24 protein-coding genes and 1 pseudogene are annotated in these 20,505 nt (G+C 72.4%); 6 read left to right on the top strand and 19 right to left on the bottom strand.

Translation table 11 applies throughout. From position 1 onward, the window contains the following. Positions 1–77: 77 nt before the first annotated feature. The 4 genes from ispF to AB4Y83_RS19535 all read right to left on the bottom strand — a co-directional run bounded on the left by ispF (position 78) and on the right by AB4Y83_RS19535 (position 2,709). Positions 78–596 (bottom strand): 2-C-methyl-D-erythritol 2,4-cyclodiphosphate synthase, encoded by a 519-nt coding sequence (gene ispF, locus AB4Y83_RS19550; RefSeq protein WP_442297870.1) that lies wholly within the window; start codon positions 594–596, stop codon positions 78–80. Then, positions 596–1,393, bottom strand: coding sequence for an SDR family oxidoreductase (locus AB4Y83_RS19545; RefSeq protein ID WP_442297869.1), 798 nt, complete (start codon positions 1,391–1,393; stop codon positions 596–598). Before AB4Y83_RS19545 ends, ispF begins: the two co-directional genes overlap by 1 nt. Before the next feature lie 112 nt (positions 1,394–1,505). Beyond that, positions 1,506–2,177 (bottom strand): 2-C-methyl-D-erythritol 4-phosphate cytidylyltransferase, encoded by a 672-nt coding sequence (ispD, locus tag AB4Y83_RS19540; protein ID WP_442297889.1) that lies wholly within the window; start codon positions 2,175–2,177, stop codon positions 1,506–1,508. A gap of 49 nt (positions 2,178–2,226) precedes the next feature. After that, on the bottom strand, positions 2,227–2,709 hold the full coding sequence (locus AB4Y83_RS19535; RefSeq protein ID WP_020145708.1) for a CarD family transcriptional regulator: 483 nt from the start codon (positions 2,707–2,709) through the stop codon (positions 2,227–2,229). A 308-nt stretch (positions 2,710–3,017) separates the two neighbouring features. Between AB4Y83_RS19535 and AB4Y83_RS19530 the strand changes: the two genes are divergently transcribed. Then, positions 3,018–3,539 (top strand): hypothetical protein, encoded by a 522-nt coding sequence (locus AB4Y83_RS19530; protein WP_056772675.1) that lies wholly within the window; start codon positions 3,018–3,020, stop codon positions 3,537–3,539. A 166-nt stretch (positions 3,540–3,705) separates the two neighbouring features. Here the strand turns inward: AB4Y83_RS19530 and AB4Y83_RS19525 are convergent, their stop codons facing one another. Next, positions 3,706–4,389, bottom strand: coding sequence for a response regulator transcription factor (locus AB4Y83_RS19525; protein ID WP_020145710.1), 684 nt, complete (start codon positions 4,387–4,389; stop codon positions 3,706–3,708). A gap of 62 nt (positions 4,390–4,451) precedes the next feature. Further along, complete coding sequence (locus tag AB4Y83_RS19520) at positions 4,452–5,759, bottom strand: sensor histidine kinase (RefSeq protein ID WP_442275368.1); 1,308 nt, start codon at positions 5,757–5,759, stop codon at positions 4,452–4,454. 268 nt (positions 5,760–6,027) lie between these two features. Between AB4Y83_RS19520 and phoU the strand changes: the two are divergent. Continuing rightward, positions 6,028–6,657: pseudogene (phoU, locus tag AB4Y83_RS19515) on the top strand (phosphate signaling complex protein PhoU); the annotation flags it as partial. 96 nt (positions 6,658–6,753) lie between these two features. Further along, positions 6,754–7,713, top strand: a complete 960-nt coding sequence (locus AB4Y83_RS19510) for a type IV toxin-antitoxin system AbiEi family antitoxin domain-containing protein (protein ID WP_442297888.1) — start codon at positions 6,754–6,756, stop codon at positions 7,711–7,713. Between the two features lie 49 nt (positions 7,714–7,762). Here the strand turns inward: AB4Y83_RS19510 and AB4Y83_RS19505 are convergent, their stop codons facing one another. The 3 genes from AB4Y83_RS19505 to mshA are packed head-to-tail and all read right to left on the bottom strand — an operon-like array spanning position 7,763 to position 10,418. Then, positions 7,763–8,506 carry a phosphoglyceromutase gene (locus AB4Y83_RS19505; protein ID WP_442276279.1) on the bottom strand — a complete coding sequence of 248 codons (744 nt, stop codon included), beginning with the start codon at positions 8,504–8,506 and terminating at the stop codon, positions 7,763–7,765. A 23-nt stretch (positions 8,507–8,529) separates the two neighbouring features. Next, the gene (locus AB4Y83_RS19500; protein ID WP_442276280.1) at positions 8,530–9,072 is read right to left on the bottom strand and encodes a YbjN domain-containing protein; all 543 of its coding nucleotides are present in this window, start codon (positions 9,070–9,072) and stop codon (positions 8,530–8,532) included. Further along, positions 9,069–10,418, bottom strand: a complete 1,350-nt coding sequence (mshA, locus tag AB4Y83_RS19495; RefSeq protein WP_442297868.1) for a D-inositol-3-phosphate glycosyltransferase — start codon at positions 10,416–10,418, stop codon at positions 9,069–9,071. The genes AB4Y83_RS19500 and mshA overlap by 4 nt, the downstream gene beginning before the upstream one ends. Positions 10,419–10,514: 96 nt before the next feature. Here mshA and AB4Y83_RS19490 point away from each other — a divergent pair, with 96 nt between their 5' ends. Both AB4Y83_RS19490 and AB4Y83_RS19485 read left to right on the top strand, forming a co-directional pair. Next, the gene (locus AB4Y83_RS19490) at positions 10,515–11,315 is read left to right on the top strand and encodes a class I SAM-dependent methyltransferase (RefSeq protein WP_442297867.1); all 801 of its coding nucleotides are present in this window, start codon (positions 10,515–10,517) and stop codon (positions 11,313–11,315) included. A gap of 149 nt (positions 11,316–11,464) precedes the next feature. Next, a complete protein-coding gene (locus tag AB4Y83_RS19485) occupies positions 11,465–12,400 on the top strand; it encodes an MEDS domain-containing protein (protein ID WP_442276283.1) in 936 nt (311 codons plus the stop codon). Positions 12,401–12,509: 109 nt separating this feature from the next. On the opposite strand, the gene AB4Y83_RS19480 is transcribed toward AB4Y83_RS19485, so the two are convergent. From AB4Y83_RS19480 to AB4Y83_RS19440, 9 genes are all read right to left on the bottom strand, one after another. After that, positions 12,510–12,974 (bottom strand): phosphomannose isomerase type II C-terminal cupin domain, encoded by a 465-nt coding sequence (locus AB4Y83_RS19480; protein ID WP_082619379.1) that lies wholly within the window; start codon positions 12,972–12,974, stop codon positions 12,510–12,512. A 75-nt stretch (positions 12,975–13,049) separates the two neighbouring features. Continuing rightward, a complete protein-coding gene (locus AB4Y83_RS19475) occupies positions 13,050–13,364 on the bottom strand; it encodes a DUF2516 family protein (RefSeq protein WP_442276284.1) in 315 nt (104 codons plus the stop codon). 86 nt (positions 13,365–13,450) lie between these two features. Further along, complete coding sequence (dtd, locus tag AB4Y83_RS19470) at positions 13,451–13,876, bottom strand: D-aminoacyl-tRNA deacylase (RefSeq protein WP_442276285.1); 426 nt, start codon at positions 13,874–13,876, stop codon at positions 13,451–13,453. A 30-nt stretch (positions 13,877–13,906) separates the two neighbouring features. Then, a complete protein-coding gene (locus tag AB4Y83_RS19465) occupies positions 13,907–14,899 on the bottom strand; it encodes an asparaginase (protein WP_442297866.1) in 993 nt (330 codons plus the stop codon). Positions 14,900–15,006: 107 nt separating this feature from the next. Next, complete coding sequence (locus tag AB4Y83_RS19460) at positions 15,007–16,032, bottom strand: hypothetical protein (RefSeq protein ID WP_442297865.1); 1,026 nt, start codon at positions 16,030–16,032, stop codon at positions 15,007–15,009. 1 nt (position 16,033) lies between these two features. After that, a complete protein-coding gene (locus AB4Y83_RS19455) occupies positions 16,034–16,519 on the bottom strand; it encodes a helix-turn-helix domain-containing protein (protein WP_442297864.1) in 486 nt (161 codons plus the stop codon). Between the two features lie 192 nt (positions 16,520–16,711). Beyond that, a complete protein-coding gene (locus AB4Y83_RS19450) occupies positions 16,712–17,566 on the bottom strand; it encodes a 3-keto-5-aminohexanoate cleavage protein (RefSeq protein WP_442276289.1) in 855 nt (284 codons plus the stop codon). A 35-nt stretch (positions 17,567–17,601) separates the two neighbouring features. Beyond that, positions 17,602–18,645 carry a CAF17-like 4Fe-4S cluster assembly/insertion protein YgfZ gene (gene ygfZ / locus AB4Y83_RS19445; protein ID WP_442276392.1) on the bottom strand — a complete coding sequence of 348 codons (1,044 nt, stop codon included), beginning with the start codon at positions 18,643–18,645 and terminating at the stop codon, positions 17,602–17,604. A gap of 28 nt (positions 18,646–18,673) precedes the next feature. Beyond that, complete coding sequence (locus AB4Y83_RS19440; protein WP_030199640.1) at positions 18,674–19,171, bottom strand: FABP family protein; 498 nt, start codon at positions 19,169–19,171, stop codon at positions 18,674–18,676. A gap of 23 nt (positions 19,172–19,194) precedes the next feature. Here AB4Y83_RS19440 and AB4Y83_RS19435 point away from each other — a divergent pair, with 23 nt between their 5' ends. After that, positions 19,195–19,566 (top strand): DsrE family protein, encoded by a 372-nt coding sequence (locus tag AB4Y83_RS19435; RefSeq protein ID WP_442276290.1) that lies wholly within the window; start codon positions 19,195–19,197, stop codon positions 19,564–19,566. Positions 19,567–19,667: 101 nt separating this feature from the next. Here AB4Y83_RS19435 and AB4Y83_RS19430 read toward each other — a convergent pair whose 3' ends face one another. Next, a complete protein-coding gene (locus AB4Y83_RS19430) occupies positions 19,668–20,504 on the bottom strand; it encodes a hypothetical protein (protein WP_442276291.1) in 837 nt (278 codons plus the stop codon). Between the last annotated feature and the right edge of the window lies 1 nt (position 20,505).

The following is a 20,505-nucleotide window of genomic DNA, read 5'->3' as shown; positions in this document are numbered from 1 at the left end:
TGAGCGCCCAGCCACACCCGAGTGAGCGCCGGGTCACGTCCGGTGCGTCCGCGCGTGCCCCGCCCGGGACGGAGCGCTCACTCGACTGGTGCGGAGCGCTCACTCGACGGGGAGGTGGGGACGACGAGAGCCGTCGCGACGGCGGCGACGCCCTCGCCGCGGCCGGTCAGGCCCAGCCCGTCGGTCGTCGTGCCGCTCACCGACACGGGCGCTCCCGCGGCGGCGGTGAGCACTGCCTCGGCCTCTGCGCGGCGGGTGCCGACCTTGGGCCGGTTGCCGACGACCTGGACCGCGATGTTGCCGATCTCGAAGCCGGCCTCGCGCACGAGCCGTGCCGCCTCGGTGAGCAGCGTGACGCCGGAGGCTCCGGCGAGCTCGGGGCGCGACGTGCCGAAGTGCGCGCCCAGGTCACCGATCCCGGCCGCCGAGAAGATCGCGTCGCACGCCGCGTGGGCCGCGACGTCCGCGTCGGAGTGGCCGTCGAGACCCCGCTCCCCCGGCCAGTGCAGCCCGGCGACCCACAGCTCGCGGTCGGACCCCTCGGGGGCGTACGCGTGGACGTCGACGCCCACCCCGACGCGCGGGAGCGACGTCATCAGGCGTCCTTCCAGTCGATCGGGCCGCGGTGGATCTTGTGCGGGGCGGCCTGCGCCACCGGCTTGATGACCATCGTGTCGATGTTGACGTGCTGCGGCAGCCCGACGACGAAGCCGACGCACTCCGCGACGTCGTCGGCGACGAGCGGACGGTCGACCCCGTCGTAGACCTTGTCGGCCGCGGCGCGGTCCCCGTGGAGCCGGGTCAGGGAGAACTCCTCGGTGTGGACCATGCCGGGCCGGATGTCGACGACGCGGATGTTCTCGCCGTTGAGCTCGAGGCGCAGGGTCTCGGAGACGACGGACGTGCCGTGCTTGGCCGCGACGTAGCCGGCGCCACCCTCGTAGACGCGCTCACCGGCGATCGAGCTGATGTCGACGATCGTGGCCCGGGAGGAGCGTCGCAGCAGCGGCAGCACGGCCTGGGTGACGCGCAGGGTCCCCACGACGTTCGAGGCGAACATCCGCTCCCACTCCTCGGGGTCACCGTCCTCGACGCGGGTCACCCCGAGCGCGCCGCCGGCGTTGTTGACGACGACGTCGCACCGACCGAGCGACGCGACGCCCTCGGTCACCGACGCCGGATCGGTGACGTCCATGACGAGCGCATGGGCCGAGCCGCCGGCGCCCTCGATGTCGGCCACGACCTCGTCGAGCTTCTCGCGGCGACGGCCGGCGACGACGACGTCGAAGCCGTCGCGCGACAGCCGCCGCGCGATGGCCGCACCGATGCCGGTGCCACCACCGGTGATGAGAGCCGTCGGTCGGGACAGGGCGGTGCTGAGGTCGGTCGTCACGCTGCCGAGGATAGGCAACTCCCGGGTTCGATGCGTGCCGCGGTCACCCGTGACCGCAGAACACCTCGAACGACGGTGGGGCCCGAGCTCGGGTCCGCGGTCGGGTCCGAGGTCAGGAGGCCCCGAGCAGGCGGGCCGCGGCCTCGAGGTCGCTCGGCGTCGTGACCTTGAGGGCCCGTGGGTCGCCCTCGACGACGAGGACCCGCTCCCCCAGCCGCTCGACGAGCCCGGCGTCGTCGGTGGCGTCGCTCGACACGGCGTGGGCGCGCTCGAGGACGTCACGGCGGAAGCCCTGGGGCGTCTGCACCGCGCGCAGGCCGGAGCGGTCGGGGGTGCCGACGACGAACCCGTCGCCGTCGACCTGCTTGATCGTGTCGACGACCGCGGTGCCGGGCACGACCGCCACGGCGCCTGCCGCGACGGCGGCGACCACCCGGTCGAAGACGTCGACCGGCGTCAGGCACCGGGCGGCGTCGTGGACGAGGACGATGTCGACGTCGCCGCCGAGCACCCGCAGACCGGCCGCGACGGAGTCCCCCCGCTCGGCCCCGCCCGGCACGACGGTCACCGGCGTCGCGGACCCGAGCTCACGGCATACGCCCTCGGCGAGCTCGTCGGCCTGCGCCCGGTGGGTGTCGGGGACGACGAGGACGACCTGGGCCACCGCGGCGCACGACAGGACCCCCCGCAGGGCGTGCCCGAGCAGGGGCAGCCCGGCGAGGGGCACGAACGCCTTGGGCACACGTGCCCCCAGACGCGAGCCGGAGCCGGCCGCGACGACGATGACGCCGACGCGACCGGCTCCGGTCTCGTTGTTCAGTGTGCTGCCCTGATCAGGAAGCGAGGACCTCGTCGAGGATGGTCTCTGCCTTCTCCTCGTTCGTCTTCTCCGCGAGCGCGAGCTCGGAGACGAGGATCTGGCGGGCCTTGGCGAGCATGCGCTTCTCGCCGGCCGACAGACCACGGTCCTGGTCACGACGCCACAGGTCGCGCACGACCTCGGCGACCTTGATGACGTCACCCGACGCAAGCTTCTCGAGGTTCGCCTTGTAGCGACGCGACCAGTTGGTCGGCTCCTCGGTGTGCGGCGTGCGGAGCACCTCGAAAACGCGGTCGAGGCCTTCCTTGCCGACGACGTCGCGGACACCCACGAGGTCGCAGTTCTCGGCGGGGACCTCGATCGTCAGGTCACCTTGGGCGACCTTGAGCTTGAGGTAGAGCTTGTCCTCTCCCTTGATCGTGCGTGTGTTGATCTCTTCGATGAGTGCAGCCCCGTGGTGGGGGTACACGACCGTCTCGCCGACCTTGAAAACCATCTGCTGTTTTCCCCTTTCGCGACCTCCAGATTATCACGAAGCTGTGCACATCGCGATCTCAGGATCCGGCATCTGTGCAGGTCAGAGCCACAGTCGAGGCCCGGGACGCGATATGTGACGTCTTGACAGAACGCCGTTCGGCATGCTTCGCGCCAGCCTCTCGGGGACGGATCAGGGCGGCCGAGGCGCCCGTCGGCGGCCGGTGGACATCGCGTCGGAGCCGCGGCCGACGTCGGCTCGGCGCGCCCGCCGAGCCGTGACGGCGGGTGCACGGGTCCGACGAGTCGTACGCCGGTAGGCTGTCGCCCGTGAAGCGTCGATACCCCGCCCTGACCCCCGCGCGTCGCTCGTCCACCCGCCGGGTGTCGACGGTGCTCGCCGGTGTCGCCCTCGCCGTCGTGACGACCGGGTGCCAGGTCAACTCGCCCGTCCAGACCAACACGCCCTACGTCCCGGCCGACGGCGTCCCCGCCGACGTGGGAGAGCTCGCCGTGCGCGACCTCGCGCTCGTCGGTGACGGCAGCGGGACGGTGGTGATCTCCGGCTCGGCCATCAACCTCGGCGAGCAGGACATGACCGTCCAGATCGCGCCCCAGGCCGACCCCAACGCCACGAGCGCGCCCAGCGGCTCGGAGGTGCAGCTCGGCCCGCGCGAGCAGGTCAACCTCGCCGGCAAGGGTCTGCAGCTGACCGACGTCAAGACCAAGCCGGGTGGCCTCGTCCCCGTCACCATCACGTCGAGTGCCGGCGGCACCACCGTCGTCAAGGTGCCTGTGCTCACGGCGAGCGGCTACTACGCCACGGTGACGCCCGCGCCCACCGGCAGCTGAGCCCCACGTCGGGAGACTGCTCCCGATCGTCAGACCGCAGCAGGAGGGCCAGGTCTCGTCGCGAGACGTGGCCCTTCAGCCGTACCGAGGCGGCACCGCGGCGGCACCGAGGCGGCCTCTCGACGGCGCGAGGTGTGCGGGGCACGGCCGCGGCACACCGCTCGGCTCAGCCGGCCTCGAACTTGTAGCCGAGCCCGCGCACGGTGACGATGTGCACCGGGTTGGCGGGGTCGGGCTCGATCTTCGCGCGGAGGCGCTTCACGTGGACGTCGAGCGTCTTCGTGTCGCCCACGTAGTCGCTGCCCCAGACGCGGTCGATGAGCTGCATGCGGGTCAGGACGCGACCGGAGTTGCGCAGCAGCATCTCGAGCAGCTCGAACTCCTTGAGCGGCAGCGACGCCGACCGTCCCTGGACGCTCACGGTGTGGCGCTCGACGTCCATCCGGACCGGGCCCGACTCGAGCGTCGAGGGCAGCAGGTCCTCCGGCTCGGCGAGTCGACGCAGCACGGCCTTGACGCGCGCGAGCAGCTCACGGCTCGAGTAGGGCTTCGTGACGTAGTCGTCGGCACCGATCTCGAGGCCGACGACCTTGTCGATCTCGCTGTCCTTGGCGGTCAGCATGATGACCGGCACCGAGGATCGCTGGCGCAGTGCGCGGCACACGTCGACCCCCGAGAGGCCGGGCAGCATGAGGTCGAGCAGGACGAGGTCGGCGCCGTTCTTGTCGAACTCGGCCAGGCCGTCGGGCCCGGTCTCGGCCACGGCGACGTCGTAGCCCTCCTTCTTCAACAGGTAGGACAACGGGTCGGAGAACGACACCTCGTCCTCGACGATGAGAATGCGACTCACTACGGGCCTCTCGGGGTCGGGCAGCGTGGGGCTGGTGGGCTGCTCAGGCAGTGGGGACGTGACTAGGCGTTGACGGACGGGGTCGGACCGGCGCCGCGGGACGGCTCGGCCTCGGGCGCGGCGCCGCGCCCCGCGTCGACCTCGGTCTCGGCCTCGGACTCGGTCAGGGACTCGGAGGGGACGTCGGGCTCGGACGGCGGGAGGGCGGCATACGTCGTCGGATCGGCGGGCGCGATCGCGGCGGAGGCGTTGGCGGCGGGCAGCTCGATGGTGAACGTCGACCCCCGGCCCGGCTCGGACCACACCGACACGTTGCCGCCGTGGTTGTCGGCGACGTGCTTGACGATGGCCAGGCCGAGCCCGGTGCCGCCGGTGGCCCGCGACCGGGCCGTGTCGACGCGGTAGAAGCGCTCGAAGATGCGCTGCTGCTCGTCGGGCGCGATGCCGAGCCCCTGGTCGGTGACGGAGACGTCGATGACACCCGGGCGACCTCGACGCACCATCAGGCCGACACGGGTGCCGCCGTCGGAGTAGGCGATGGCGTTGCCGACGAGGTTGCTGATGGCGGTGGTCACGAGCTCGGCGTCACCCCACACCTCGCAGCCCTCGTCGACGGCCGTCACGATCTCGATGCGGTGCTCGTCGGCGATGAGTCGGCTGCGGTCGGCGGCGTCGCGCGCGCACGCACCGACGTCGATGACCGTCGGGTCCTTGATGACGTCGGCGCCCTGGAGGCGCGAGAGCTCGACGATCTCCTTGACGAGTCGCGTCAGACGCTCGGACTCGACGCTGATCCGCTTCGCGAAGCGCGCGACCGCCTCGGGGTCGTCGTGCGCGTCGAGCACGGCCTCGGCGAGCAGCGAGATGCCCCCGACCGGGGTCTTGAGCTCGTGGCTGACGTTGGCGAGGAAGTCGCGGCGGATCTCCTCGACGCGGGCCGCCTTGGAGCGGTCCTCGACGAGGAGGAGCACGTGGTCGGCGCCGAGGGGCGCCACCCGGGCCGCGACGACGAGACGGCCGTCGCCGATGCCCTTCTGCAGGGTCAGCTCCGCCTCGCGGATGACACCGTCGCGGCGCACGGCGCGGGCGAGGTGGAGCAGCTCCGGGTGGACGAGCTCCTGGCCGCGCACCAGGCCCTGGGCGACGGCGGCGGGTGAGTTGTTGACGACCCGGTCGGACGAGTCGACGAGGATGCCGCTCGAGCGGAGCACCGCGATGACCTCACCGACGCCGGGGGGCAGCGGCGGGGCGGGAGGCGGGGGCATCTCGGCCGCCGTCGAGCGGTCCGACAGGCGCACGGCGACCATCGCCACGCCGCCCAGGGCGAGGCCGGCGATTCCACCGAGCGTTGCCGCGGTCGTCGGGTCCACGACACTCAGCGTACGCATCACGCCGACAGGCTCGGACCACGCGGGACACGCTCGTGCGGAGCGCGAACCCACTGTTCACCTTGGCGTCCCCACCCATTCACGAAGCCCTGCCAACCTCTGCACCAGCGGGGGACGTGACACCGCGAACGTATGCCGTCCCGCGCGCGTCGCGAGTGGCAGGCTGGCTCCCGACACGGCGCCGCCGCGCCCCACACCGGTGCAGACGGCAACGCACGACCAGGCACGACCGGCAACTGACAGGAAGACCATGCGCGACCAGTTCCACGAGGACCTCGACACGATCTCGGACCAGCTCGTCGAGCTGACCCGGCTCGCGGGGTCGGCCATCTCCCGCGCCACGACCGCGCTCCTCGACGCCGACGTCCACCTCGCGGAGTCGGTCATCGAGGCCGACCGCAAGCTCGACGACATCCGCATCGAGCTCGACGAGCTGTCGATCGACCTGCTGGCCCGCCAGCAGCCCGTGGCCACCGACCTGCGCATCGTCGTGACGGCGATGCACATGAGCTCGGACCTCGAGCGGATGGGCGACCTCGCCCGTCACGTCGCCAAGGTCGCCCGCCTGCGCACGCCCGACTCGGCGGTGCCTCCGGAGCTGCGCTCGCACATCCTGCAGATGGGCCAGGTCGCCGAGTCGATCGTCGCCAAGTGCGGGTCGATCATCGCGAGCAAGGACGTCGCCGCGGCCATCGCGCTCGAGAAGGACGACGACGCGATGGACGACCTCCACCGCGAGCTCTTCGCCGCCCTGCTCGACGAGAACACGTCGTGGTCGCGCAGCTCGATCCTCGACCTGACGCTCGTCGGCCGGTACTACGAGCGCTTCGCCGACCACGCCGTGTCGGTCGCTCGCCGCGTCATCTACCTCGTCACGGGTGTTGACGTCGCCCCGGCGACGTCAACCCTCCACCCGCGTCTGCGTGCGCCGGAAGCTGGGGACAACCACGGCCAGCGGGCCCCGCCGGCGGCGAGCATGTGCGTCATGCAGCGCACCATTGCCGCACACGCTGCGGCCCAGCTGGGCCTGGTCACACGCAGCCAGGCCCTCGGGGCGGGCCTGACCGAGGCAGCGGTCAGATGGCGTGTCGAGTCCGGACGCTGGGTCGCCGTGCAGCGCGGCGTCTACTCCACGACGCCGGGCCGTGACGACTGGGAGTCGCGGGCCCTGGCCGCCCTGCTGAGGATCGGCATCCCCGCAGCCCTGTGCGGACCGAGCGCCGGTTTCCTCTGGGGACTCATCCCGCACCCGGGACCGGACATCCACGTCGCCGTCCCGGTCGACCGAAGGCCGGAGGCAACCGAAGGGATCGTCGTGACCCGGAGCCAGTACGCCTACCAACGTACCGACGAGCGTGCGTGGCCCCACCGCATCAGCCTCGACCACACGGTGTTTGACCTGGCCGCGGGCCGGCCGGTGGACCGCGCCGTCGGCCTCATCGCCAAGGCCGTCCAGACGCGCCGCACGACCCTGCGCAACCTCCGAAACACGCTGGAGCAACGGCCCGGCCAGGCGCACAGGACCCTCTTGCTCGAGGTCTTGGGCGATGTCGAGGACGGGGCCGAGAGCCCCGCCGAACGTCGCTACACCCGCGACGTGGAGCAGGCGCACGGGCTCCCGTCAGCGCACCGACAGGCCGCCGGTCGCGGAGACACACGGTGCGACAACGACTATGAGCCGTTTCGCGTCAAGGTCGAGGTCGACGGCAGACTCGGTCACGCCGGCTGGGCGAACCAGCAGCGTGACGGCCGCCGGGACCGACGCAACGCCGCCGACGACTGGCTGACAGCGCGGGTCTATTGGACCGACGTCGCGGTGACGCCGTGCGAGACGGCACTCGAGCTCGAGGCGATCTTCCGCAGCCGCGGATGGCCCGGACGAGCGCGTCCGTGCCGCCGTCGGGACTGCGCGGTCCGACGGCGCATGGAGGGTTGAAGTTGCCGGAGCAGCGCCAACCCTCCAGGCAGGCAGAGGCTTGGGCGGGTCAGCGGCCCTGGTTGGCGACGGCCTCCGCGGCGGCGCGAGCGGCCTCGGGGTCGAGGTAGCGCCCACCCTGCGTGACGGGGCGGAACGACTCGTCGAGCTCGTAGACGAGCGGCATGCCGGTCGGGATGTTGAGGCCGGCGATGTCGTCGTCGGAGATGCCGTCGAGCGTCTTGACGAGGGCACGCAGCGAGTTGCCGTGGGCGGCGACCATGACGGTCAGGCCGTCGGCGAGGTCGGTCTGGATCTCATTCTCCCAGTAGGGCATCAGACGGGTCACGACGTCCTTGAGGCACTCGGTCGCGGGCATCGCGGCGCCGAGGCCGGCGTAGCGCGCGTCACCGTGCTGCGAGAACTCGTCGTCCTGCTCGATGGGCGGCGGCGGCACGTCGTAGGAGCGGCGCCACAGCATGAACTGCTCCTCGCCGTACTGCTCGAGGGTCTGCTTCTTGTCCTTGCCCTGGAGCGCGCCGTAGTGGCGCTCGTTGAGGCGCCAGTCGCGCTTGACGGGGATCCAGTGGCGGTCCGCGGCGTCGAGCGAGAGGTTCGCGGTCGTGATGGCCCGGCGCAGGAGCGAGGTGTGCACGATGTCGGGCAGGATGCCGGCCGCCTTGAGCTGCTCGCCGGCGCGCACGCCCTCGGCACGGCCCTTGTCGGTGAGGTCGACGTCGACCCACCCGGTGAAGAGGTTCTTGGCGTTCCAGTCGCTTTCGCCGTGGCGGACGAGGACGAGCGTGTAGGTCATGGCGCCAGCCTAGCGACGGCCGATCACGCGTCCGAGCCGTCGTCCAGCAGGTGACGGAAGGCGTCGAGGTTGCGCGTCGACTCGCCGCGCGAGACCCGCCAGGCCCACTCCTTGCGCATCGAGCCGAGGAAGCCGAGCGCGAGGAGCTCGTTGAAGACGTCGTCGCTCGCCGACAGGACGATCCCGAAGAGCTGGTCGAGGTGCTCGGGCTCCACCGCGACCGTCGGCACCTCGCCGCGCAGGTAGACATCGCCGTCGGTGTCGACGGCGTAGGCGACGCCCTGCAACCGGAGGTTCTTGCGCAGGAGGGTGCGGTAGAACGCCTCGTGGTTCTCGTCCGGGTTGCGGATGACGAAGGCGCTGACGCTCGTCGTCCGGTCGCGCACGAGCACCGACACGACGGTCTTGAGCTTCTTCTCGCCGGGCAGGGTGACGACGTACTCCCCCGGGCGCCCGCCGAGCTCCCACTCGAGCCCGACCGAGTCGAGGTATGCCGTGAGGCGGGCCTCGGCGGCCGTGCCCGGTGAGTCGTCTGCCGGGGTGGTCTCCTGCGGCTCGGCGCTCACGGGATCACCGCCGTCGGGACGCCGACGAGGCTCTGGCCCTCGTCGATGGGCGACTCGTTGCCGCCGTCGGCCCGTTCACGGATCGCCTGCCGGTAGACCTCGAGGAGCCGGTCGGTGGTCGCTCCCCAGCCGAACTGCGCCGCGTGCGCGACCGCCGCGGAGCCCAGCGCGAGACGGCGGTCGTCGTCGCGCAGCAGGGACTCCACGGCATCGGTCCAGTCGGGGGTCGCGTGACCGTCGACGAGGACGCCGGCGTCTCCGACGGCGGTCGGGAGGCCGCCGACGTGCGCCGCGACGACGGGGGTGCCACAGGCCTGCGCCTCGATGGCGACGAGACCGAAGGACTCGGAGTGGCTCGGCACGAGGACGAGGTCGGCGGCGCGATACCACTGCGCGAGCACCTGGCGGTCGACCGGTGACACGAAGCGGACGACGTCGTCGATGCCGAGCGAGCGGGCCAGCTCCTCGAGCTCGTGGGGCCGGGTGAGGCCGCTGCCGCTGGGGCCGCCGAGGACGGCGACCGTGAGGCGCTCGCGGCGGGACGGGTCGCGGCGGAGCAGCTCGCCGGCGACCCGGAGCAGAACGTCGGGTGCCTTGAGCGGCTGGATGCGCCCCACGAACAGGAGCAGCTGACCCTCGACGGCCAGGCCCAGGGCGCGCCGGGCCTCGCTGCGGTCCCCGGGGGTGAAGGTCGTCAGGTCGACGCCCGGGGGGACGACGGACACCTTGGCCGGCGGGGCGGCATACAGCTCGATGAGCTCGCGGGCCTCGTCCTCGGTGTTGGCGATGAGGCGGTCGGCCGCCTCGACGACCTGGACCTCACCGATCTCGCGCCCGCGGGGCTCCGGCGGGTCGCCCTCGGCGAGGTGGAGGTTCTTGACGCGCGCCATCGTGTGCATCGTGTGGACGAGCGCGACGCGCCAGCGGTCGGCCGCGAGCCAGCCGACCTGACCCGAGAGCCAGTAGTGCGAGTGGACGAGGTCGTAGTGGTCCTCGGGGACCGAGAGCCCGGCCTGCATGATGCCGGCGGAGAAGGCGCAGAGCTGGCCCGGCAGGTCCTCCTTGGCGAGGCCCTCGTAGGGGCCCGCGGTCACGTGGCGCACGCGCACGCCCGGCACGAGGTCGGACTCGATCGGCGTCGCGCCGGTGGTGCGGCGGGTGAAGATGTCGACCTCGATCCCGCGGGCGGCGAGCTCCTTCGCGGTCTCGGCGACGTAGACGTTGAGGCCCCCGGCGTCACCCGTACCGGGCTGCTCGAGGGGCGAGGTGTGGACGCTGATCATCGCCACCCGTCTCGGATCGGCCGCCATCGGCATCCCTTCGTCCTGCGCGTCGTTCGTCGTCATGCTCTTCCTCGACTCAACCACACGCGCGATTCGATGTATTCCACGGTCCCCGGTGACCCCGGAGCACCTCCGACCGGCGCTGGCTAGGCTGCGGAGGTGCCCCCACGCCAGCGCCCCGTCGGCACCGTGACCCGTGGCACGACGAACCCGAACCGGCTGAGGCGGTGCGACCGGTGGATCGCCGGACCGCAGGCGTGGCGCCTCCGGCGCAGCCCGACACCCCCGGTCGTCGTCGACCTCGGCTACGGCGCCTCGCCCATCACGGCGGTCGAGCTGCACGACCGGCTGCGGCAGGTGCGCGCCGACGTCAGGGTCGTCGGCATCGAGATCGAGCCGGCCCGGGTGGCCGCCGGCAAGCCGCTCGAGCGGGACGGCCTGACCTTCCGACTCGGCGGCTTCGAGGTGCCGCTCGACGACGGCGAGCGTCCCACGGTGGTGCGCGCCTTCAACGTGCTGCGACAGTACGCCGAGGACGAGGTGCCGGCCGCCTGGGCCCTCGTCCAGGAACGCCTCGCGCCGGACGGCCTTCTCGTCGACGGCACGTGCGACGAGATCGGCCGCCGCGCGTCCTGGGTCGCGGTCGACAAGGCCGGTCCCGTCAGCCTGACGATCTCGCTGCGCATGGGCGGCCTCGGGCGCCCGTCCGACGTCGCCGAGCGCCTGCCCAAGTCGCTCATCCACCGCAACGTGCCGGGCGAGCCCGTCCACGCCTTCCTCGCAGACCTCGATCGGGCGTGGGCCCGTAGCGCGCCCCAGTCGTCGTGGGGCGCACGTCAGCGCTTCCTCGCCGCCGCGACGGAGGTCCGCGAGCGCTGGCCGCTGCTCGACGGCCCCTCGCGCTGGCGGCTCGGCGAGCTGACCGTGGACTGGACAGCGGTGGCGCCGCTCGGCCGCTGAGGCGGTTCGGGAGGTTTGCGCCCGTTTGGCCGTGGCGCCGCGCCCCGCCGGGGACTCACAGGAAACGCAGCCACCGACGGCCGTGCCGTCGGCGTACGCTCGGCACCATGTCGCACGGCGGCATGACCGCGTGGGGGCGAGGTCATGCAGTGAGTTTCTACACGCTCGACAGTGAGGGTTTCGGCGCCGTCGCGCGATTCGTCGCGGACGGGTGGGACCGGGACGATTGCGTCGTCGTCGTCGCCACCGCTCCGCACCGCGTCGCCGTCGAGGCGCTCCTGGTGGGGATGGGCCACGACCCCGCCGCGCGGGAGACCGCCGGCCGCTACCTCACGCTCGACGCCGAGGAGACCCTGGCCGAGCTGGTCGTCGACGGCCACCTGGACGCGGACCACTTCATGCGACGTGTCGGCGAGGTCGTCACCGAGGCCTCGGTCGCGGGGCGGCCGATCCGCGCCTTCGGCGAGATGGTCGCACTGCTCTGGCAGCGCGGACAGGTCGAGGTGGCCATCGACCTCGAGCTGCTGTGGAACCAGCTGCTCCGCGAGTACGACTTCTCGCTCCTGTGCGCCTACCCCACCGGGGTCTTCCAGCACGCGGAGCTCGTCGACGTGCGCCGGGTCTGCGACCTGCACACCGACCTCATGCCCGTCGGCGGCGCGTCCTCGACCGATGGCGCCCAGCTCGCGGCCGGCCACGCGTGCTCGCGCGTCTACCTGCCGACGGCCGAGTCGGTGCCGGCGGCCCGTCACTTCGTCGTCGACGTGCTGCGGGCCTGGGGCCACGAGAGCCTCACGGCCGACGCCGCGCTCATCGTCTCGGAGCTCGCGACCAACGCCCTCACGCACGCGGCCTCCCCGTTCCGAGCGATCGTCGACCGGCGTCGGGGCGGCCTGCGGATCGGTGTCGAGGACGCGGCCCTCACCCCGCTCCAGCGACGCGCCGCCGACGTCGACGACGTCAGCGGACGCGGCGTCGACATCGTTGCGGCGCTGTCCGAGCGGTGGGGCTACAGCCCCGTGCCCGGCGGCAAGGTCGTGTGGGCCGAGCTGCTGCTCGACCCGAGCCGGTCACGCGCCGGCTGAGCCCGCCGGACAGCGGCGTCCGTCGCTGCCGACCGTCCGCGGACAGCGGCATGCCGCCGGGCCGGGCCCGGCGGCATACGTTCGTCCGTGTGTCGTGCTGCGTGCATCCTCAGCGGACGTAGTCGTCCTCGAGGCGCTCGATGTCCGACTCGTCGAAGTGGCCGAAGCCGACCTCGAGGAGGCGGCCCGGGTGCTCGCCGGAGTTGCCCATGCGGTGGATCGAGTTGCGCGGGACCCAGACCGTCTCGCCCGGCTTGGCGCTCCACGTCCGGTCACCCACGGTGACGTCGATCGGCACGTCGAGGACCTGCCACATCTCACCGCGGTGGTCGTGGCGCTGGAGGGAGAGCCGGTGACCGGGCTGCACCGTGATGATCTTGACGGTGACCTGCTCGTTGGAGACGAACTGCTGGAACTCGCCCCACGGCCGCTCGGCGACGAAGATGTCCTCGGTCGGGTTGCGGTTGCCCAGGTCGTACTCGTCCGCGGTGTGACGCGGCGACGAGACGTTCTGGTGCTGGTGGGCGTCGAGCTCGTGGTCGACGACGGCAGCAGCAGGCTGCTGGTCGGACATGGTTCTCCTATCGGTTGTGAGTGCACCAGTGTGCCGTACGCGGAGGGCCCGGTGTCCCGAGCGGGCGCGTGAGGGTCACCACCCGGTGTTCGAGCGCCCCCCGATGCCCCTGACCTGCCGCAGCGCGGGGCGCACGTCGGCGAGGTAGACGGCGGCACCCACGAAGGCGAGCAGACCGAAGATGCTGAGCGGGTTGAAGAGCGTGACGAAGCCGATCGCGAGCGCGGCCCCGAGCAGCACGAGCCAGAAGGTCCGCGTGCGCTTGCCGGCGGCGACGTAGGCCTTCTCGGGGTGGCGCAGGGCGTCGACGAACGCGAAGACCTCGCACCCGAGCGCGACGACTCCCAGCACGAGGAGGACGACGTTCTGGAACCCCGAGTACAGCTGCATGGTGGAAGCGTAACCCGGCGACGGTCGCGCGACCCCTCCCAGCGGATTCCCAGACTCCCGCGAGGTCGGGTGCTGCGGTGCGCCGGTCAGGCGTCGACGACGAGGGTGAACGGGCCGTCGTTGACGAGCGACACCTGCATCATCGCGCCGAAACGACCCGTCTCGACCTCGATGCCCCTCCCCCGGAGCGCCGCCACGAGGTCGGCCACGAGCGGCTCGGCCACGGTCCCCGGTGCGGCCGCGCTCCACGAGGGACGGCGACCCTTGCGGGTGTCTGCGTGCAGCGTGAACTGGCTGACGACGAGGACGGGCGCCCCGGCGTCGGTGAGGCTCGCCTCGTCGCGCAGGATGCGCAGCTCGGCGATCTTGCGGGCCATCCGCTCTACCTGCTCGGGCCCGTCGTCGTGGGTGACACCGACGAGGGCCAGCAGGCCGGGGCGGTCGATGGCGCCGACGACCTCGCCGTCGACCTCGACCCGCGCGCTCGTGACGCGCTGGAGCACCGCCCTCATCTCGACCTCACGGGCCCGTCTCGATCCGGCTCAGACGCCGACGGCGACGACGGACCCGACGGGCTGGCCGTGGCCGAGCACCGGCTGGTGCTCGAGCACGGCGAGGACGTCGTCGCTGCCGACGCCGATGCGCCGCATCACCGCGGCGAGCAGCACGCTGCGGGCGCGCGACGAGCCGTCGGCGACCTTGACGGCGATGCCGCGGCCGTCGGGCAGGCCCGCGGCGTAGACGGCCTCGGCGCCGTCCTTGGCGATGAGGCCGTCGACGCCGCGGATCAGGGCGGTGACGTCGCGGTGCGTGCCGCCGAGGTACTCCGGGAAGTCCCGGATGGCCGTTGCGATCCGGGCCTCCGGCCCCTCGGTGGCCGCGGCGAGCCGGCCGAACGACAGCGCGAGGGCGCGGAGCGGGACGGCATGGATCGGCGCGCCGCACCCGTCGACGGCGACGGCGCTCGGCTCGGCGCCGGTCAGCTCACGCACCGTCTCGGTGACGGCCACCTGGAGCGGGTGCTCGGGATCGCGGTAGGTCGCGAGGTCCCACCCGTTGACGACGCACGTCGCGAGCATCGAGGCGTGCTTGCCCGAGCAGTTCTGCGCGATCGACTGTCGCGGGCGGCCGCTCGAGATCCAGCCGATGCGGGCGGACTCGTCGTAGGGGTAGTCGGGGGTGTTCTGCAGGTCGGCCTCGGTGAGGCCTGCGCCGGCGAGGATCTCGCGGGCCGCCTCGACGTGGAAGTCCTCGCCGGAGTGGCTGGCGCACGCGAGCGACAGGAGGCGGCCGTCGTTCGCGAGCCCGTTGCGGACCATCGCGAGCGCCTGCAGGGGCTTGCTCGAGCTGCGCGGGAAGACCGCACCGCTCGCGTCGCCGACCTCGAGCTCGACCGTGCCGTCGGGAGCCGTGACGACGGCCGTGCCGTGGTGCACCGACTCGACGAAACCGGCCCGCACGACGTGCGCGACGACCGGGGCGTCGGCGAGCGCCGCGCTGACATGGGTGGAGGACGGGGCCAGGAGATGGGACACGCCCCGCAGTATGCCGGAGCGACGCAGCGGGGCCGCCACCCCGGGTGCGGGGTGGCGGCCCTGTCGTGCCTGTGCCGCCGGGGGGACCCGGCTGGGGGCGCGGCCGGTCAGGCGCTCGGAGCCGTGGTCGACGTCGTGCTCGTGGCGGTCGACGCCTTCTGGGCCGTCTTCTTGGCCGGCGTGGCCTTCTTGGCGGCGGTCTTCGTCGCGCTCTTGGTCGCCGCAGCCGTCTTGGTGGCCGTCTTGGTGGCCGTCTTCCTGGCCGCCTTCTTGGCCGGGGCGACCTTGCGGGCCACCGTGGCCTGCGGGTCGTCGGTCGTGGCCGCGCTGCGGGCAGCGACCTTGCGGGTCGTCGTGGCCTCGACCTCGTTGGCCTTGCGCGTCGCCGCGGACTTCTGGGCCGCCGACTTGCGGATCGCCGTCTGGTGCGCGGCGGTGCGCTTGGCCGGGACCGGCGCGGCGGCCGACTCGACGGCGTCGACCGAGGCCGAGACCTGCGAGCCCAGCTTCGAGGCGTCCTTGACGACGGCGCCCTTGAGGGTCTTGGCGACCTTCTCACCCTCGCTCACGGCGGTCTCGGCGACGCGGCGACCCCGGGTCACCGTGGCGGTGCCGCGCTCGGCGAGGCCGAAGGCCGTGCGCTCACCCTGGGCGCGCAGGTCGGTGACGACCTTCTCGCCACGAGCCGCGGCGGCGTCGTACTGGTCCTTGGCGTTGCTCGCGATGACGAGGCCCTCGTTGAGGACGCGCGCCGGGAGGTCCTGGGCCCCCGTGACGAAGCGCTCGGCATACGTCGTTGCGAGCTTCTGGAGCGCGGTCGTGCGGCCCTGGAGGTCGATGATGCGCTTCTGGAGGTCCTTCTGCATCTGGTCGGCCTCCTTCTTGGCACCCTTGCGCAGGTCGACGGACTTGGCCTGCTTGCGTGCGACCTCGAGCTGCTCGCCCGCCGTGCGGACGGTGTCGATCGCGATGTTCGCGGCGCCGACGACGGCGTAGAACGGCGTCGGGTCGACCTGGACCTCGGGCATCCGGCCCTCGACCTGGACGAGCTGGCCGCGCACGTCGGCGACAGCGGCCTCGGCCTGCTTCTGGGCGTCCTTGACGGCCTTGGTGATCTTCTTGCTGAGTGCCATCTCAGTTCTCCTTCTCGTTGAGCTCGGGGGTCGCGGCAGCGGTCGTGCTGCGCGACGGGCGCCGGCGAGGTGCTGCAGCCGGCGTAGGTGGTGGGCTGGGTGGGCGTCGCGTAGGACGCGTGGTCTCGGGCGTCTCGTCATCGCCGACGAACGACAGGTAGATGTCGACGAGCACCGCGCGCTGCCGGTCGGTCAGGACCGGGTCGACCGCGATGGCGGAGAGGACGTCGGGCACGGCGGCAGGGTCGTCGGCCACCCGCTCGTCGAGGATGCCGGCCCGGACGTAGAGCGACTCGGCCGAGACCTGCAGCCCCTTGGCGATCTGCTGCAGGATCTCGGCGCTCGGGCGTTTGAGCCCGCGCTCGATCTGCGACAGGTAGGGGTTGGAGACGCCGGCCATCTCGGCAAGCTGCCGCAGCGACAGCTGGGCACTCTCGCGCTGTTCGCGCAAGTAGGCCCCGAGGTCGGGTAGCGGAAGCTTGCTCATGTCTCCATTGTGCTAACTACAGCAAGCAGATTGCAAACTCTGGGCAGCGTGAGACGTCCCACACCGTTTCGCGCGCTCCGACCAGAATCGCGAGACCAGAGCACMGGGCGCGGGAAGGAGTGCGCGCTGAAGGGACATGTCGCGCGCTCGGATCAGGAGCGCGCGAAACGAGGCAGCCCGCGCGTCGCGGCGTCAGCGGGTGCGGCGGTCCTTGATCGACAGGGCCTCGCGGGCCTCGGTGGTCGACATAGGGGGGCGCTGCATGACCGTGGCGATCTCGGCCGCCCGGGCCACGAGCTCGCTGTTGTGCGCGACCGGGCGACCCTTGGCATAGATGAGGTTGTCCTCCATGCCGACGCGGAGGTGACCGCCGGCCGACAACGCGGCCGCGACGATCGGCAGGTGCGCGCGCCCGATGCCGGTGGCCGACCAGCTCGTCACCTCGGGCGGGAGCATCGCGACGCCCGCGAGCAGCGCCTGCGGCGTGCCCGGCATCGAGCCCGGCACGCCCGTGACGAAGTCGACGTGGACCTTGCCGCCGAAGGGCAGGCCGCACTCGTCGATGAGCCGGCGCAGCGCGTGCACGTGGCCGAGCTCGAAGAGCTCGAACTCCGGCACGACCTCGCGCTCCTGGGCCTGGCGGTAGAGGTCGACCATGAAGCCCCACGGGTTGAGGAAGACGCCGTCGCCGAAGTTCGTCGTGCCGCACGTGAGCGAGCACGAGTCGGGGTCGGCGTCGAGGACGGTGAGGCGCTTCTCGAGCGGGTCGGTGATGGAGCCGCCGGTCGAGAGCTGGACGATGAGGTCGGTGGCCTCACGGACGCCGTCGACGGCCTCCTTGAGGAAGGCCGGCTCGAGCGTCGGCTGGTGCTCGCGGTCGCGCACGTGGATGTGGATGAGGGCCGCGCCCGCACGCTCGCACGCGACGGCGGTCTCGACGAGCTCCTCCGGTGTCGTCGGCAGCGCGGCGACGTCCGACTTGGCAGTCTCGGCGCCCGTGGGCGCGACGGTGATCAGGGTGCTCGCGGCGGCGCGTGCGGTGCTCATGCCGCACATCCTGCCAGCGCCCGGAGCGCCGTCGGTCAGGGGGCGACGATCGTCGTCTGCGCGGCCGACAGGTCGTCGACGAGCAGCTCGAGGGTGGGGTCGGTGTTGCGCTTGATGACGGCGAGGGCGATGGGCCCGTCGACGTGGTGGCGCCCGACGGAGGTGACACGTCCGACGACGCGGTCGCCAGCCCGGACCTCGCTCCCCTGGGCCGGCAGGACGTGGCCCGAGCCGTCGAGGTGGAGGAAGACGATGCGGCGCGGCGGTCGCCCGAGGTTGTGCACGCGGGCCACGGTCTCCTGGCCGCGGTAGCACCCCTTCTGCAGGTGCACCGCGGTGCGCAGCCAGTCGAGCTCGTGGACGATCGTGCGGTGGTCGGTCTCGAGGCCGAGCCGGGGACGCCAGGCGGCGATGCGGAGCGCCTCGGCTGCCCACAGTCCGGCCAGCGGCCGATCTCCCACGGCCGCAACGAGATCGGCGCGCGGGACGAGAACCTCGCGCCACGCGCGGTCGGTGCCGGGGTGCCCGTCGACCGGGCCGTATGCCGTCGTGTCGCCGACGAGGTCGGGCCACGGGTCTCGCCAGGCGAGGGGCTCGCCGCCGACGGACTCGCTGGAATGCGGCTCACCGAGCACGGCCCAGTCGTCGGTGACGAGAGCGACCTCGACGCGCAGCATGAAGCGCATCTTGTCGAGCCACTCGACGAGGGCCGGACCGGCGCCGGGCTCGGTCGTGATCCACGTCGTCGTGCCGTCGTCGACGAGGTGCAGCGAGTGCTCGACGTGGCCCTTGGGGCTGAGGATGAGGGCCTCGCGCGACTGGCGCGGCTCGAGGCCGAGGAGGTGCTGGGTCGTCAGCGAGTGGAGCCAGCTGAGCCGGTCGGGCCCGGTGACGGTGACGACGTCGCGGTGCGAGAGATCGACGACCGCGAGGCCCTCCTCGAGGAGGCGCTGCTCGCGCATGGGGTCACCGTGGTGCAGGGCGACCCCCGCCTCGAGACCCTCGCCGGCCACGGCACCCGGGCGCGACAGGAGCGGGCTCCTCGTCGTCGGGCGGGTCGGCAGCTCCAGGTCGCTCATGCCCGGTGGAACGCTCACGGCGTGCACCTCATTCCACGCGCTTGAGGGTGGCTGACACGTGGCTCTGGAGCTCCTGACCCACGGCGGCCATGTCCATGACCCAGAGGAGGTTGGACTCGACGAGGCCGTACATGCGGGTCGCGGCGTTGTACTCCTTGGCTCCCGGGGCGCGCAGGACGCCGTCGGTCTTGAGCTGGATCTTGGCCGGCTCGATCTTGCCGTAGTACAGCTCGAGGATGCCGGTGGGGTGCGCGAGGAGCAGCTCGACCTCACCGTTCTCGAGCGGACGCCAGAAGCCGGACTCGACCGCCGCCGGGCGCACCTTGGCTCCGTTCTCGGAGTCGAGGATCCAGGCCCGGCTCTCCCACTTGAGGAAGCCACGCCCGTCGTGCGTCACCTCGACCTCCTGGCCGAAGTGCGCGGACTCGATCGTCGGGTAGCCGACGACGCCCGCGCCCTCCCAGCGTCCGATGAGCCAGGCGAGGGGTCGCAGCGGCTCCGGGATGTCCTGGTCGAGGTTGAACATGCGCCCGATCGTAGCCTGATCCCATGGACACCCCCGCGCGCTCGCTCGTCGTCAAGGTCACCGCCGGCACCGAGGCTCCCGAGCGCCTCTCGCAGGCCTTCACCGTCGCCGCGACGGCCGTCGCGAGCGGCCTCGACGTGTCGCTGTGGCTCACGGGCGAGTCCACGTGGATGGCCGTCCCCGGACGCGCCGAGGAGTTCGAGCTGCCGTATGCCGCCCCGCTCGTCGACCTGCGCGACGCCGTGCTCCAGGGTGGCCGGCTCACCGTCTGCACGCAGTGCGCGGCCCGGCGCGACCTGACGCAGGACCAGCTCGTCGACGGTGCGGTGATCAAGGGCGCGGCGGTCTTCGTCGAGGAGGTCATGACCCCGGGTGCGCAGGCCCTCGTCTACTGACCCGAGGGCTCCGGCCTCTCGATTCACGTGACGCGGCCGGACGTGGCCTCTCGATGGTTGGCAGGGGCTGACGTGGCCTCTCGACGGTTGGGGATGGGGAGTCAGGTGAGGACGGAGAAGAGGTGGACGACGGCGCCGACGGCGAGCACCGACCCGGCACCGGCGCCGACCTGGCCCCGGACCGTCAGCATCGCCGGTTGCAGCGCGAGCACCCGGCGGAACGACCACGACACGGTGCCGACGGCGGCGCCGATCCCCAGCGCCTCGAGCGAGCCGACCTCGGAGCCGCGTGAGGCGACGACGGCCGCCAGCACCGCGGCCGCGAGCGCCACGAACCCGAGGAACGGCGTCGCGCCACGCACCCCGACGAGCAGGTCGGTGACGACGGCCGCCCCGACAGCCGCCATGGCCACGACCGCGACCGCCTGGCCCCGGTCGCTGTTGGCGGCGACGACCGCCGTGGTGCCGGACGTGACGACGACGAGGCCGCCGAACGACGAGAGCAGAGTCAGGACAAGCCCTTCACGGCCCGTCCGACGGACGAGCTGACCGGAGAAGGCGAGCAGGATGCCGAACGCGACCGCGGCCGGGACCCAGAGCAGGTCCTGGCGCAGCGCGCTGAGCACGATCGCGACGGAGGCCACGGCGAGCACGACGGTCGTCGCCGTCGGGGTCCACGACCCGGTGAGGAGCGGCCAGCCCCAGGCCACCGCGAGAGCGAGCGCGAGCGTCACACCGAGCGTCTCGGCATACCCCGTGCCCTGGGCGACGAGGAGGGCCACGGCGGCCACGAGCGTCGCGACGACGCTGACCCAGCGGATGCGGTCGGCGCCGGCGGGCGACAGCGGGAGGCGGAGCGACCCGGCGGCCACCGAGGAGTCGGAGGCGTCGGGACCGGGCTCGCGGAGGGCCGCGTTGTCCTCAGGCACGGGGGCCATT

The sequence above is a fragment of the Terrabacter sp. RAF57 genome, from assembly GCF_052113925.1.
Classification (GTDB): Bacteria; Actinomycetota; Actinomycetes; order Actinomycetales; family Dermatophilaceae; genus Terrabacter.
The sequence above is the reverse complement of the archived record's forward strand: the minus strand, read 5'-3'. Positions and strand labels throughout refer to the sequence as shown.